Source organism: Natronomonas salinimetallica (genome assembly GCF_013839515.1).
In the GTDB taxonomy this organism is placed as follows: Archaea; Halobacteriota; Halobacteria; order Halobacteriales; family Haloarculaceae; genus Natronomonas.
This window is the reverse complement of the sequence record NZ_JACDNQ010000006.1, coordinates 67,727-81,665: the sequence shown is the minus strand read 5'-3', so window position 1 is coordinate 81,665 and position 13,939 is coordinate 67,727. Positions and strand designations below refer to the sequence as shown.

Below are 13,939 nucleotides of genomic sequence, written 5' to 3'. Positions count from 1 at the left end.
GTCGTATGCCTCCCGGAGGGGCGTTCGTTGGAAAACATTAACCCGATAGAGGTGTAATCCCCGCCAAGAATGAGCAAGGACGTCAAACCGACTCGGAAGAACCTGATGGCGATCGAGGACCGCATCGAGCTCTCCGAGCGGGGCCACGATACCCTCGAAAAGAAGCGCGACGGCCTCATCATGGAGTTCATGGACATCCTCGATCAGGCCCAGGACGTCCGGTCGGATCTGGACGACAACTACGAGCGTGCCCAGCGAAACATCAACATGGCGCGGGCGATGGAGGGTGACGTCGCCGTCCGCGGGGCCGCCGCCGCGCTGAAAGAACATCCCGAGATCACGAGTCAATCGAAGAACATCATGGGCGTGGTCGTCCCCCAGATCGAATCGACGAAGGTCAAAAAGTCGCTGGATCAACGCGGCTACGGACTCGTCGGCACGTCGGCACGCATCGACGAGGCCGCCGACGCCTACGAGCAGTTGCTCGAGACGATCATCCTCGCCGCCGAGGTCGAGACGGCGATGAAAAAGATGCTCGACGAGATCGAGAAGACGAAACGCCGGGTCAATGCCCTCGAGTTCAAACTCCTTCCCGAACTACACGGAGCCCAAGAGTACATCGAACAGAAACTCGAAGAGCAAGAGCGTGAGGAGATCTTCCGGATGAAGAAAATCAAAGCGAAAAAAGAAGAAGACGAAGCGGCCGAGAACGCCCAAGAGGCCGCCGAGGCCGAGGTCGAGACGGTCCCGGCCGACGGCTGAACGCGGTCCCGGCCGACGGCTGAACGCGGTCCCGGCCGACGGCTGAACGCGGTCCCGGCCGACGGCTGAACGCGGTCCCGGCCGTCCCGTTCTCGTCGGCGTTTGATTCCGTTCTCGTCGGCGTTTCGTTTTTGTTTCCGTCGGCGTTTGATTCCGTTCTCGTCGGCGTTTCGTTTTTGTTTCCGTCGGCGTTTGATTCCGTTCTCGTCGGCGTTTCGTCCCGTTCATACGTTCCGGACCGGTTAGGTCCCGTATGGAGTGTCCGAACTGCGGTGCCCGAGCAGTCGTCTTCGAGGTTTCCCCCGAGTATCGCCCTCACGTCCCCGAGGAGTCCGAGCGCGCGGCGCTGTGTCCGGAGTGTCTCACGCTTTCCGGGACCGACGCGCCCCCGGAACCGCGCTTCGATCTGATCTCCAGTGCCTTCCCGACCGACGCCGAGGCGGCGGTTCCTCTCGCCATCGCGATCGGACTCCTCGATTCGCTGGCGTTACACCGGCGCGCGTTGCAGGAGTTGATCCCGGCGGCGGAGGCCGCGGGCGCGGACCCCCTGTTGCTCCTCGATCGGCTTCACGTCCAAGGCGGCGTCGATCCCTCCTTCGACATCGACCGGCGTCGCCACCAACTCGAACAGTTGCTCGGGTGAGCCGCCCGGATCGGCGGGATTTATAATCGTCCTGCCGTACGGTTCGATATGGAGACCGCTGATTCGACTGACAAAGGTGTCGGCTTTCCGGTGCTTTTCGCCATCGTCGCTATGCTCGGCGCGGTCGGACTCGCAGTGTTCGGGTTCACCGGGAACCAACTCGCCGCAGGCGGGGCCTTCGCCCTGGCGATGGCCGCCGGAGGGCTCTCGGTCGCCGCCTACCAGGCGTACGCGTAGCCGACGGGGGATCCGGAAGGAACGGTCTTAAATCGTTCGCCGCCATAGCCTCAGGTATGGGCGAACTGAGCGACGAAGACGAGCGCATCCTCGCGTACCTCCGAGAGCGCGCCAAGAGCGGCGAACAGTACCTCCGTTCGAAGCACATCGCCGATGCGATCGATCTGACGGCCAAGCAGGTCGGTACTCGGCTTCCGCGGCTGGCCGAGCACTCCGAGGACGTCGACATCGAAAAGTGGTCCCGGGCCCGCTCGACCACGTGGCGTGTCACCCCGGAATAAGCTATCGGTCGGCCGGCCGCGACCGGAACGCCTGTTATTATGTTCGTACCTCCCAATCGAAACGTATGACCGCCCGCATTGAACGCGTATTCGACATCCCGGCGTCCCCCGAAACCGTGTGGGACGTCATCTCGGATCCCGAGACCCGGGCCCGATCGATAAGCGTCGTTACCGACTTCGAGACGACCGGCGACCGGACCGCGATCTGGCACGTCTCGCTTCCGATCCCGAGGATTAATCGGACGATCGAGGTCGAAACCGAGGACGTCGAGGTGGACGAACCGGCCTACGTCCGGTTCGTCGGGCGATCGAGGGCGATGAACGTCCAGGGCGAACACGTCCTGGAGCCGACAGAGGCCGGGACCAGAGTCACGAACCGGTTTCGGGTCGAGGGCCGGCTTCCGGGGGTCGAGACCTACTTCAAGCGGAAGCTCGACGACGAACTGACCAGCCTCGAGACGACCGTCCGCGAGCGAACCGACACATGAACCTCGCGCTCGCACAGGTCGGGATCGAACCGGCCAAGCGGGACCGAAACGTCCGGCGGGCGGTCGGGGCGATCGAGTCGGCCGCGGCCGAGGGGGCAGACTGCGTTGCGTTGCCGGAGATCTTCAACGCCGGGTACTTCGCGTTCGACGCCTACGAACGCCTCGCGGAGCCGATCGGCGGTGAGACCCACCGACGGATCCGGGCGGCCGCGGTCGAACACGACGTCGCGGTCCTCGCCGGGACGGTCGTCGAGGACCTCGCCGCCTCCGCCGCCGCGGGCGAGTCCGTTCCGGCGACGGCGGGCCTCTCGAATACCGCCGTGCTGTTCGATAGCGACGGTGACCGGCGGCTGGTATACCGGAAACGTCACCTGTTCGGCTACGACTCCGCGGAGGCCGAACTGCTCGTCCCCGGTGAGCGGCTCCCGACGGCCGAACTGGGGGGACACACCGTTGCCGTCACCACCTGTTATGACCTCCGGTTTCCGGAGCTGTACCGTCGGCTGGTCGAGTCGGGGACGACGATGGTGCTCGTCCCGAGCGCCTGGCCTTACCCCCGTGTCGAACACTGGCGGCTCCTGCCGCGCGCACGGGCCGTCGAGAACCTGCTGTACGTCGGCGCGGTCAACGGGTCCGGGTCGTTCGAGACGGCCGACCTCGTGGGTCGCTCGACGGTCTACGATCCGTGGGGAACCCCGGTCGCCGCCTCCGACGAGGGGGCGACGGTCGTCCAGGCCAACTGCCCGCCCGAACGCGTCACCGAGGTCCGCGAGGAGTTCCCGGCGCTCGACGACCGCCGGTGATACGGACCGTTGTCGTCTGGGTGGCGGCCACCGCCCTACCGTTCCGGCGGTGACCGCTCCATCGGTACGGCGATTCGTATGAGGGCGTCCTCCGGCGTGGGCACGGTCCGCCCCGGTACACGAGGGTTTATACGTGATCGCGGCGTACCCGTGAATGCCCGAACGACGCTTTTCTCGTCGTGACGGCAAGAACGCTCCGACGCCCGCCTCGCACGTCCGCCCGCGTCGGGTCCGCCCGGTGCCCGACGCATCCACTCCCGTCCCGTTCCGTCTTCGGTTCTACGCCTCGCGAGCGAACCGTTTAGGTCCAACGCCCACCGACGTCGACCGTGAAGGAGTTCGGCTTCGAGTTACGGGTGTGTGCGTGGGCCGAGAGAAACTGGCCACCCGGCGTGGCCGGCGGAACGGATCCCGTCGTCGCCAGACAGCTCGGAACCACACGCCGGCGCTGGGATACGATCGTCATCGAGCCCACGTCGGGCGGGCTCACGGAGCGGGCACCGTTCGGCGAGACGCGTCTGGGGTCGGATCTGTTGTCTCTCGTCCGGCACGCGCCGGCGTCGTGGACGTACTACCGCGAGTGTCTCCCGGACCCCGGCTATCCCTGGCGATACGTCCGGGAGGCGATCCACGAGGCCGACGACCGGGGAATCATCGAGACGCGCCGGGACGGAAACCGCATCGAGATCAGACGGCGATACCGCTACCCGGCGTGGGTCGATCGGGTCGTCGCGATCGAGAACAAACCGGACCTGAACGCGGCGGCGGCGAGACGGCTCGGCGAGCAACTGGAACACGACGTAGCGCTCGGGCTCGCGGACGAAGTATGGCTGGCGACGGAGGCGTCGGACGGCGGCGTCGAACCCGCGCTGTTGGAGGCGATGCCGGTCGAAGTCGGCATTCTGGCGGTTTCGACGGCGTCGGGAGCGTACTCGTGTGAGCCGGTCTGGCAGCCCCGAACGCTGACCGTCACCGATCCGGGGACCCGGATCCTCGATCGGCCCTCGGGCGGGTCCGAGGACGCTTCGGCCGCCCGTTTCGAGTACGCCGATCCCGAGTGGAAACGCCGAAAACGCACCGAGATAGCCGAACGGGCGTACGAGCGCGGCTGGCGCTCCTACGCGGGGACGATGCGGCCCGACTGCCGATACTTCGACCTCGAGGATCCGAGCGGGCCGTTTCCGCGGTGCGCGGCGAAAGGCCGCCCACAGACCGCCGCGGAGTGTTCGGGATCGTGTCCGTCCTTCGAGCCGGAGCCCCCGGCCTGGCGTACCGGCGGCTGGCCGATCGAGGGCGGCCCGGGACGGGCGACGAAACGGCTCCTCGATCGGAAACGTCGTCGCCGACGCGGCAGGGACCCGTGAACCGCCTCGGGGTCAAGTGGTTCGAGGGACCGACGATCGGCGGCTTGCTGCTGGCCGTCCCCGCCAGGGGGCGGCCAAACCGCCCTACTGGCTCCGGGACGTCTCCTCCCCCGGTCCCTCGAGGACCTCGACCTCGATGGACGCCCGATCGAGAGCGAGCCGAAACGTCGGCACGGTCTTTCGGACGATCTCGACGATACCCTTGTCGGCCAGGCTGCGGAGCGCCGAGCGGACCGAATCGACGTCCGCCTCGACGCCACGCTCTCGGAGGTCGTGTAACGTCGACACGACGCTCTGTGGGTCCTCGTCGGGACCGGCGAGCGTGTCGACGATCTCGCCCTGCAGCGGCGGCACCTGGACGACGTCGTCGTCGAGTTCGATCCCGACGAGATCGGCCGCCTCGGGCGTCGCCCGGATCAGACTGTTCTCGTCGCGGTAGTAGTACTGTTTTAGCTCCGATTCGAGGTAGGTGTGTACGTCGCTACCGCTTTCGAGCCCCCATCGGTCCTGCAGTTCGCTGTTTTTCGTCGGCTGGAGCGTGACGACGTCCGCCAGGCGGGATCTCGCTTCCTCGGAGAGCGTCATTACGTGCCGATACGCGCGGTCGGATACAAAAAGGGTCGTCTCCGCGACGGCTCGAAACGGGTGGTTCCCGGCCGTGTTACATCATGCCGCCCATGCCGCCGCCCATGCCACCCATGCCGCCGGGGGCACCGCCGGGGCCGCCTTCGGGTTCCTCGCCCTCCGTCGAGAGATCACCGGCGGCGATGATGTCGTCGATCTTGAGTACGAGGTTCGCGGCCTCGGTGGCCGAGGAGATGCCCTGCTGTTTGGCGTGGGCCGGCTCGACGACGCCGGCCTCGAAGGTATCGACGACGTCGCCGCTGAAGACGTTGAGTCCGGCCGTCTCGTCACCGTCGTCGTGAGCCGCACGCAGGTCGACGAGGGTATCGATCGAGTCGAGGCCGGCGTTCTCGGCGAGGACGCGGGGGACGAGTTCCAGTGCGTCGGCGAAGGCCTCGACGGCGAGTTGCTCGCGGCCGGAGACGCTGTCGGCGTACTCCCGGACGCGGCGGGCGACTTCGACTTCGACCGCGCCGCCGCCGGCCAGCACGCGGCCGTCGGAGACGGTCTGGGCGACGACGTCGAGGGCGTCGCCGATACCGCGTTCGAGTTCGTCGACGACGTGTTCTGTCGACCCGCGGAGCAAGAGCGTCACGCCGTGGGTGTGGTCGTCGAGCCCCTCGACGTAGAACAGTTCGTCCGCGTCGTCGTACTCGACGTTCGCGGAACCGAGCGTCGCCTCCTCGATGGCGTCGATATCGGAGACGACGTCGCCGCCCGTGACCTCACGCAGGAAGGAGAGATCGCTCTTTTTCACCCGGGAGGCCGCGAGGATGCCCTCCTTGGCGAGGAAGTGCTCGGCGAGGTCGTCGATGCCCTTCTGACAGAGAACGACGTCCGCGCCGGCCTCGGCGATGGCATCGACCTTCTCTTTGAGCTGTTCTTCTTCCTTGTCGATGAACGTCTGGAGCTGATCGGGGCTGTCGAGTTGGAGGCTGGCGTCGGCGTCGGTATCCTCGATCTCGATCGCCTCGTTGATGAGGAGTACGTTCGCGTCCTCGACCGCTCGGGGCATCTCCTCGTGGGCGGGGCTCTTGTCGACGACCGCGCCGTTGAGCAGTTCGGACTCGCCCGCAGAGCGGCCGGTCTGGGTCTCGGTGTTGACGTACTCGAGGTCGACGATCGTCTCGCCCGACTCGGCGTCGACGGTGACCGCTTGGACCGCGTCGACGACGAGTTGGGCGAGGACGTCCTTTTCGAGTTCCGCGCCCTTGCCGGTCATCGACGTCTCGGCGACCTGCTTGAGGAGTTCGGTGTCCTCGGAATCGACGTCGTAGGCGACGTTGTCGATCTCCTCGCGGGCGCGATCGCTCGCGAGGTGGAAGCCCTTGATCATCGCCGTCGGGTGGATGTCCTGCTCGAGGAGGTCCTCGGCGTTCTTTAGCAGTTCCCCGGCGACGGAGACGGCGGTCGTCGTGCCGTCGCCCGCTTCGTCCTCCTGTGTCTCCGCGACCTGGACGATCATCTCGGCGGTCGGGTTGTCGATGTCCATCTCCTGGAGGATGGTGACGCCGTCGTTCGTGACGGTGATGTCACCCATCGAGGAGACGAGCATCTTGTCCATCCCCTTGGGGCCGAGCGTCGAGCGTACCGATTCGGCGACCGCTTTCGCCGCCGCGATGTTGTGCGATTGGGCGTCACGGTCTTTCATCCGCTGGGAATCCTCACCGAGAATGATCATCGGCTGTCCTCCCATCTGTTGCTGTTGGCTCATAGTCGTCCGAATGATTGTCTGTGGTTCTATATAAATGTACCTGATATCGGACGGGCGGCGCAGGCCGGATTTCGACCGGTGCTCTGGGTGAAACACACAGACTGCGGCGCTGTGCTAACGGTTGTCTCGATAAGAGACGCCGACGGACTATGGATCAATTTCGAGGATTCTGGCAGGGGTTTATCAAGCGAAACGGAACGCGAGGCCGTCCGGTACGATGCGGTGTCTCCCGTACGTGCCCGCGACGTTCAATCGCCGCCGACGCGCTCGGTTCCGTTCATCGCCGCAGACGCGCTCGGTTCCGTTCATCGCCGCAGACGCGCTCGGTTCCGTTCACGGCTCTCGCGGCTCCAGACGCGTCTCGAAGGAGACGCCCGCCCGGTGGGCGTCCGAATCGTCGGGGAGGTACGTCCCCTCGTTACCGCAGTCGGTGACGAGCGGACAGACGGAGCGCTCCGGCGGCCAGACTACCTCGACGCCGTCGATGCCGGTTCTGACGGTCGCTTCCTGGCGGTACGTGAGCGTTCCGCCGTCGGGCTGTGTGAGCGTGACCGTCAGGACGACGGTGTCGGCCCCACCCACCCGAACCGACGGCGCTGAGTCGGCCGCCAACAACCGCGCGGCGTCGCGATCGATCGACCACGGCACGGTGATCGAGCCGTCGGGATCGGCCACCGCGTACTCGGCGGTACCGCCCGTCTCGCTTTCGAGTCGGACCCTGGCGTGGGCGACGCGGGACGGGACGCCGACGACGGCCTCTCCATCGAGCGTCGCGCCGCGACGGACGTCCAGCGGCTCGAGCTTCGGGGTGACGTGTCGATCCGCACTCGGCGTCCACTCGCCCCGATAGGCATACCGGTAGTGCGTCCGGTTCGGGTAGGCATCGAGGACCGCGAAGTCGTCACCCGGGCCGCGATCGAGCGCGTAGACGACGGGGCCGTCCAGCCCGCCGTCGTTGCGGAGATACTGGAACGGGTGGTTCTGCCAGTCGCCGTACGGCGTCGGCAAAAATACCACCGCGCTTTCGGGGTCGGCCGTCTCGATCGGCCCGTAGGCGACCTCGTATTTCTCCGTGTGAGCCGCGTTCCGGTCGAGCGGACCCGAGACGGCCGCGACCGCGGCGGCCGACGCGCCGACGAGGCTCGCAACGAGGAGGAGCGCGACCGCGACCCGCGCGGCCCGCCGGGAGCGGCGGCGTTCGATCACCGACCGGACGGCCGGAACCCCCCGGTCCCAGCCGACGACGACGGCGAGGGCTGCGAACACCGAAAGGGGAACCAGCAGGTCGAAGTGATAGAACGGGCCGAACTGCGAGACGAGGCCGTCGGTCGGATCCGACAGCGTCGCGAGGACGTTGTAGTTGCCCCAGAAGGCGACGTTGCCGGCCGTAACGGTCACGAAGAGCCCGGCGAGCACGAGGCCCGCCCGTCGCTCGAAGGCCGCCGAACCGTCGGCGGCAGTCCGCTCACCGATCCATCGGCGGACGGCGAGCGCGAGGCCCGCGACCGCGGCCGCCGTCCCGATCGGTCCCGCGACGAACCACCGCGTGAGGAGATACCGGATGGCGTACCCGTTGGCCTCCAGCGCCAACGCGGGGGTGTACGTGACCGAGTGGTCGAGGATCCGCCGGGTGCCGAACCCGGGACCGTCCGCGGGGGCGAACGCCTCGTAGGGGAACACGAGTGGCGAACCGGTCATCCGGGCGTTGTACGCGAGCGTCACGCCGACGAACGCGAGGCCAAACACCGCCGTCACGCCCTGTCTACGGACCGGTTCGGCGGTCGAAATACCGCCGTCCGACACCGAGTTGACGACCGAAACGAGCGCGTGACACATAAACGGGATCGCGAACAGCACCGCCGTGTAGGGGCGGGCGAAGAAGGCGACCCCGATCGCGATCCCGGCGACCGCGGCGGCGGGGATCGAGCCGTCCCGGACGCCCCGCAGATACGCGACGGCGAACAACAGATTCAGCGCCGTCGTCGGCGCATAGGGGAGGAACGCGGACGTCGTCACGACCGCGAGCGGCGACGCGGCGAACAGCGCCGCCGCGACGACGCCGACCCGGCGATCGAAGAGCATCGACCCCAACACGTACACGAGCGCGGCGTTCGCCGCGGCGACGGCGGCGAGCGTCATCCGCGGCTCGCCGAAAAGCGCCATCGAGGCCGCGAACATCGCCGCCGGAACGGGGGTGTATTTCGGGTAGAGCCGCCCCCCGTCCTCGACGAAGAACCACGGCCGGAACGCGCCGGCCAACTCCCCGGCCCGGAGTTCGAGTTGACCGTCGAGAAGCAGCGCCGCCTGGAGCAGATATACCCCCTCGTCGTGGTTGCTCGAGTGGTACGCAAAGACCGTACTGGAGACGACGAAGACCGCGATAGCGGCCCCGGCGGCGGTCGCGATGGCCGCCACCCGTGGGGCGTCGAGGCGGCGAAACGCTTCACTGACGGCCTTCGATACCCGCCGTCGGAGCCGGTCTCGAGGAGATGTCACGTCGGTGGGAACCGTTCAGAGCGCGCCGACGTCACGCATGAGATCGACCGTCGGCTCGAGTTCGGAGAGCCGCGCGAGATCGATATCGGGAACGTCGAGTTCGTCGATCGAGGGGAGGTCGCCGACCGGGTCGACGTCCGGGACGAGCGGGTACTCGAACGTCGACGTAGCGAAGTAGTTTTGTGCCTCCGCCGACAGCAGGTGTCGGATGAAGTTGCTCGCGAGGGACTCGTCGTCGGCCGTATCGACGACCGCCGCGCCGGCGACGTTGAAGACGGCACCGGCGTCACCCTGCGTGAAGGCGGTCGCGATCGAGGCCTCCGGGTTCCCGTCGAGTACGCGCTGGACGTAGTAGTGATTCGTGAACGCGGCGTCGATCTCGCCGTCGGCGACCGCCTCACAGGCGGCGAACTCGTCCGGATAGTCGGTGATACCGCTCTCAATGACGGCGTTGAGCCACTCGCGGGTCGCTTCCTCGCCCTCGATGAGCCGCATGGCGGTGACGAACGCCTGACAGGAGCCGTAGGAGGGTGCCCATCCGAGATCGCCGTCGAACGCCTCGGGATAGGCCATGATATCGTTCGGCATGTCGTCGGCCGCGTACGCGTCGGTGTTGTACGGGATCGTCCGCGCCCGGCCGGACGTCCCCATCCAGGCGTCGGTACGGAACTCCGAGCGGACCATCTCGAGGACCGACTCGTCGATCGATCCCGCTCGTCCCTCGTCGGCCAACGCCCCGAGGGACCCGGCGTTCACCGAGTAGAACACGTCGGCGGGCGAGCCGTCGCCCTCGTTGACGATCTGGTTGACGAGATCGGTCGACCCGCCGTACCGGACGGTCAACTCGAAGTCCTCGTATTGATCGTCGATGAAGCCGACGAGCTCGCCGACGAGGAACTCACCGCGGCCCGAGTAGACTGTGAGTTCGCCCTGTAGATCCGGCATCTCGCTCATCGGGGTCCCACCGGGAGCATCGCGGCCCTCCCGCCCCGATCCGATCTGGCCGACCGGCGAGTCCGAGCCATCGGTGCCGTCGTCCGATCCGTTCCCGCCGAGCATCCCCGAACAGCCGGCGAGTCCGGCCGCCCCGGCCGCGCCCGCGGCCGCGAGAAAGCGCCGGCGGTCTGTCGTTCGTCCGTGGATTCGTTCGTCAGTCATGGTTTTTAGGTCCACCTAAATACATATATATTCGTCGCTTCAGTCGTCCGCCGCGACGGGCGTTTCGACCGCCCCGGCCGCTCCGAGTTCGTCGAGACACTCGAGCCACCCGAGCATGTGCTCGCCGACGTGAGTGAGGAACGCGCCGTTGCGGTACTCGTCGAACTCGCCCTCGGCGAGTCGCCGTGCCATCGCCTCGAAGACCGCCGCGTAGCCGTCGGCCGCGTCGCTGGAGCGCAGCGGTCCCGGTTCGACCTCGTCGACGAGCTCCCAGAGGTGTTCGTTGAGCTCCAAGCCCGCGACCTCGTTGTGGAGGTCGTCGAACGTCGACCGCGGGGCCTTGTTGTGTTCACACAGCGGCCGGCCGTTGTAGATCCGCGCGCCGAGGAAATCGCAGGCCCGCTTGAGGAAGACGCCGCTCCAGATGTCGTCGAAGCGCCCGACGTCCCACTCGTTGTCGTCCATCGGGAGCTGATAGAACGCGGGAATGATTTCCCGCCGGAACGCGAGATTCATCGAACAGACCGTGAGATAGTTTCCGTCCGCGGCGACGAAGTCCCGATCGAAATCCTCGAGCGTCGTCCGGGTTTGGGCCTGCCCCTCCAGGTCACCGTCCATCAGGATCCGGACGGCATCGAGATCCGGGACGTTTGTCCACAGCCCCTGCGAGGCGACTATTTCGCCGGATCCGACTTCGACAGTATCCGTCTCGACGGTTTCGTCCATCGCCGAGTAGGGGTAGCCTCGCGGATAGAGACCGTGTTCGTCGGCCCGTTGATACAGCACGTTGACCCACTGTTCGTCCGAACGAACTCGCTCGATGTCTCCCCCAAAGGCGAGATTCCGCATGTGTCGACCGAAAAAGTCCCCATTGTGTGGGAGCGTGTCGTCGTCGATGAAGACGCCGTACTCGAACGTATCGTTGGCCCACATGTAGAGGAGTCCGAAGCTCGTTTCGGCGTGACTCGCCGCCGGTACGAGGTGTGCGTACTCGGTGATCCCGTGACGCTCGTACCACTCCTCGCGGTCGCTTCCGTCGAAGACCGCACCGTCGACGCCGAGATCATCGAGCATCGCTCGCATCTCGTCGGTATCACAGAAGTCCTCGGTGACGAGGACGAAGTGTAGTCGATCGGTGTCAAAGTCGTGCGCTCGGGCGTTCTCGATGTACGCGCGAACGCAGTCGTATTCCCGGATTGTGGGGACGATGACGCAGATATCGCAGTCTTTGTCCGCGCTCTGTGGCTTGTCCGTACCTCCAGAGCCGCTCGTCGTCCCGGATCGGTCGGTATACTCGTCCATTGCTACACTGTTTTAGGTGAACCTAAAAAATCTACCGGTCCGGTGAGGGGCGACACGGCCGCGGTTTGGCCCCGTCCGCGAGGCACTTCCCTGGTGATGCTCTGATTTAGGCATACCTAAAACCACCGCTCCCGGGACGGTCGATCGCCTACGTTCTCGCTCTTCTTTCGGGACCCCCACTCCCGAAAGATCCAAATCAACTGGTTGAAAAAACGCCGAGTATGTCACGAGACGACGAGTCGACAGACAGCCTCGACGCCGAGTACCTCTACCCATCCGACGCGGACGTCCTCGATATCTCGAACGACGACGGGGAGATCCGTGTGCGGTTTGTCGTTCCTGACCCCGAAACCGGCGATGGACTCGTCCTCGAGGCCGTCGTCGAATCGATCGAGGAGGCCGACTTCGAGTTGCCGCTGGACGACGAGTATTACGACTAGGCCAACTCGTCGATCCGGCCAACTCGGTGGTCGCCGACGACACAACACCCCCGGCGTCCGTGGCCGTGGCGCTCGACGTGGGCGGCCTCGAGGCCCGCGTTCCACGCCGCACCGACGTCCCCCGGCGTGTCGCCAACGAGGACCCCACGGCCAGACTCGGCTCCTGCCGCCGACAGCGCCGTCCGGACCGGTTCGGGGTCGGGTTTCCAGCCCGTTTCGGCGCTACAGCAGACGATCGAATCGAACCAATCGCCGATGTCCAACGACGCCAACACCGGATCCGTCAGGTATCGCTGACAGTGGGTGACGAGTACGGTCGGCGCGTCGAGTTCGCCGACGACGGCGGCGTCATCGTATAAGAAGGTGGCCCCGGCACGCGCGGCCGCGTCCTCCTCGTCGTGGAAGACCGTCCAGAACCGTTCGGGATCGATTCCCCACGCGCGGAGGTGATCGCCCCGTTCCCCACCGAAGCCGTGCCAGAGGGTCTCGGCCTGTCGATCGGTGAAACCATAGCCCAGTCGGTCACCGATCCGGCCCATCACCTCGTGGACGTAGTCGGGTTCGACGTCGACCAGCGTCCCGTCGAGGTCGAAGACCCACCGGTCGTACGCGGCGCGGCTCATCGATGTCCGCCTACGTGACTCGTGGTCAAATGCGTTGTGGGCCGGTCCGTGGCGGTATCGTACGCTGTGCGTCGGCGCAACGGCGACGTCGCGCGGGGAGCGGGTGACGTCGGGCGGGCCGGACCGACAGCGTTCACCCGATCTCGACCGTCCGAACGTCGCTTTCGGCCCCTCCAACGACGACGTCACCCTCGCTTTCGGGACCGACGGCGAGGTGTGCGCCGGCGAGGATGGGGGCGACGAGTCCGGCGACGGCGACGGTCGGAGTCGAAAACGAGCCGCGGACGGCCACGACGCTGTCGGGGCCGATCTCGTATTCCTCGACGATCGTCCCCGCTGTCCGCAAGACGTCGCCGTGGCTGTACTCCGCCCCGTCGGCCCGGAGCAGCGGATCCCCGGGATCGACGTGATCCGGCGGTTCGGTCGGGTTCTCACTCCAGACGTCCCGTTCGAAGTACGACACCGACGGATCGGACGGCGGATCGCCGTAGACGACCCGCTTCGTCGCCGGTCCCACGGCGTACTCCTCGAGATCGGCCGCGGGGACGACGAGCGCACGCGTGTCGTCACCGACCTCCCGAGGCGGGTCGAAGCGGACGACCGCCCCGAGCGAGGCCGCCCCATAGAGGGTCAACACCGGTTCCGCGGTCGGATCGTCGGCGAGATCGACGCCGACCCCCTCGCGTACGCCAAGCAGTCTGAGGAAGTTCCCGGCCTTCCAGGCGCTCGTACAGAACCGGCGGTAGTCGTAGCGGCGGCCGACGGCCGGCACGGAGAGCGCGGGCCGATCGGAGCGACGATCGCGGGCGATCACGTCGCCGATTACGTCCATGCGGAGGGGTATGCGTCCCGATGGTTTATATTCGTCCTCGTATTCCGCCCGACGGGTTCGGTCCCCCGATTACAGAAAATCCGAGGGTCCGAACGGCACTAGTGCCGATAAAAATATCCGCGGCGATAGAGGGCCGTCCGCCGAACGAAAGCCCGGGTGCATCCCCACGCTA

At 66.5% G+C, this 13,939-nt stretch carries 15 protein-coding genes; 8 read left to right on the top strand and 7 right to left on the bottom strand.

Features of this window, described 5'->3' with window-relative positions; all coding sequences use genetic code 11:
- Nucleotides 1-69: 69 nt before the first annotated feature.
- The 7 genes from HZR14_RS06540 to HZR14_RS06510 all read left to right on the top strand — a co-directional run bounded on the left by HZR14_RS06540 (nucleotide 70) and on the right by HZR14_RS06510 (nucleotide 4,578).
- A complete protein-coding gene (locus HZR14_RS06540) occupies nucleotides 70-762 on the top strand; it encodes a V-type ATP synthase subunit D (protein ID WP_181692065.1) in 693 nt (230 codons plus the stop codon).
- Between the two features lie 253 nt (nucleotides 763-1,015).
- Entirely contained in the window at nucleotides 1,016-1,405 is a 390-nt protein-coding gene (locus HZR14_RS06535) for a DUF6276 family protein (RefSeq protein WP_181692064.1), read from the top strand.
- Nucleotides 1,406-1,453: 48 nt separating this feature from the next.
- Nucleotides 1,454-1,642: a DUF7525 family protein gene (locus tag HZR14_RS06530; protein ID WP_181692063.1), complete on the top strand. Its 189-nt coding sequence runs from the start codon at nucleotides 1,454-1,456 to the stop codon at nucleotides 1,640-1,642.
- Between the two features lie 56 nt (nucleotides 1,643-1,698).
- Nucleotides 1,699-1,923, top strand: a complete 225-nt coding sequence (locus tag HZR14_RS06525) for a DUF7123 family protein (protein ID WP_181692062.1) — start codon at nucleotides 1,699-1,701, stop codon at nucleotides 1,921-1,923.
- 65 nt (nucleotides 1,924-1,988) lie between these two features.
- Nucleotides 1,989-2,411, top strand: a complete 423-nt coding sequence (locus tag HZR14_RS06520) for an SRPBCC family protein (RefSeq protein WP_181692061.1) — start codon at nucleotides 1,989-1,991, stop codon at nucleotides 2,409-2,411.
- A complete protein-coding gene (locus HZR14_RS06515; RefSeq protein WP_181692060.1) occupies nucleotides 2,408-3,214 on the top strand; it encodes a nitrilase-related carbon-nitrogen hydrolase in 807 nt (268 codons plus the stop codon). The genes HZR14_RS06520 and HZR14_RS06515 overlap by 4 nt, the downstream gene beginning before the upstream one ends.
- A 329-nt stretch (nucleotides 3,215-3,543) precedes the next feature.
- Entirely contained in the window at nucleotides 3,544-4,578 is a 1,035-nt protein-coding gene (locus HZR14_RS06510) for a DUF5787 family protein (protein ID WP_181692059.1), read from the top strand.
- Between the two features lie 84 nt (nucleotides 4,579-4,662).
- Here HZR14_RS06510 and HZR14_RS06505 read toward each other — a convergent pair whose 3' ends face one another.
- From HZR14_RS06505 to HZR14_RS06485, 5 genes are all read right to left on the bottom strand, one after another.
- Entirely contained in the window at nucleotides 4,663-5,163 is a 501-nt protein-coding gene (locus tag HZR14_RS06505) for a DUF5797 family protein (protein WP_181692058.1), read from the bottom strand.
- 76 nt (nucleotides 5,164-5,239) lie between these two features.
- Nucleotides 5,240-6,916: a thermosome subunit beta gene (gene thsB, locus HZR14_RS06500; RefSeq protein WP_181692057.1), complete on the bottom strand. Its 1,677-nt coding sequence runs from the start codon at nucleotides 6,914-6,916 to the stop codon at nucleotides 5,240-5,242.
- Nucleotides 6,917-7,249: 333 nt separating this feature from the next.
- Nucleotides 7,250-9,331, bottom strand: coding sequence for a DUF7846 domain-containing protein (locus HZR14_RS06495; RefSeq protein ID WP_370464964.1), 2,082 nt, complete (start codon nucleotides 9,329-9,331; stop codon nucleotides 7,250-7,252).
- 96 nt (nucleotides 9,332-9,427) lie between these two features.
- Nucleotides 9,428-10,570 carry an extracellular solute-binding protein gene (locus tag HZR14_RS06490; RefSeq protein ID WP_181692055.1) on the bottom strand — a complete coding sequence of 381 codons (1,143 nt, stop codon included), beginning with the start codon at nucleotides 10,568-10,570 and terminating at the stop codon, nucleotides 9,428-9,430.
- Nucleotides 10,571-10,609: 39 nt separating this feature from the next.
- Complete coding sequence (locus HZR14_RS06485; protein WP_181692054.1) at nucleotides 10,610-11,872, bottom strand: alpha-1 4-glucan-protein synthase; 1,263 nt, start codon at nucleotides 11,870-11,872, stop codon at nucleotides 10,610-10,612.
- A gap of 221 nt (nucleotides 11,873-12,093) precedes the next feature.
- Between HZR14_RS06485 and HZR14_RS06480 the strand changes: the two genes are divergently transcribed.
- Nucleotides 12,094-12,312: a hypothetical protein gene (locus tag HZR14_RS06480; RefSeq protein ID WP_181692053.1), complete on the top strand. Its 219-nt coding sequence runs from the start codon at nucleotides 12,094-12,096 to the stop codon at nucleotides 12,310-12,312.
- On the opposite strand, the gene HZR14_RS06475 is transcribed toward HZR14_RS06480, so the two are convergent.
- Nucleotides 12,309-12,935 carry an HAD family hydrolase gene (locus tag HZR14_RS06475; RefSeq protein WP_181692052.1) on the bottom strand — a complete coding sequence of 209 codons (627 nt, stop codon included), beginning with the start codon at nucleotides 12,933-12,935 and terminating at the stop codon, nucleotides 12,309-12,311. The two genes, HZR14_RS06480 and HZR14_RS06475, sit on opposite strands and share 4 nt — an antisense overlap.
- 133 nt (nucleotides 12,936-13,068) lie before the next feature.
- Nucleotides 13,069-13,767: an acyl-CoA synthetase family protein gene (locus HZR14_RS06470; protein ID WP_181692051.1), complete on the bottom strand. Its 699-nt coding sequence runs from the start codon at nucleotides 13,765-13,767 to the stop codon at nucleotides 13,069-13,071.
- Nucleotides 13,768-13,939: the final 172 nt, after the last annotated feature.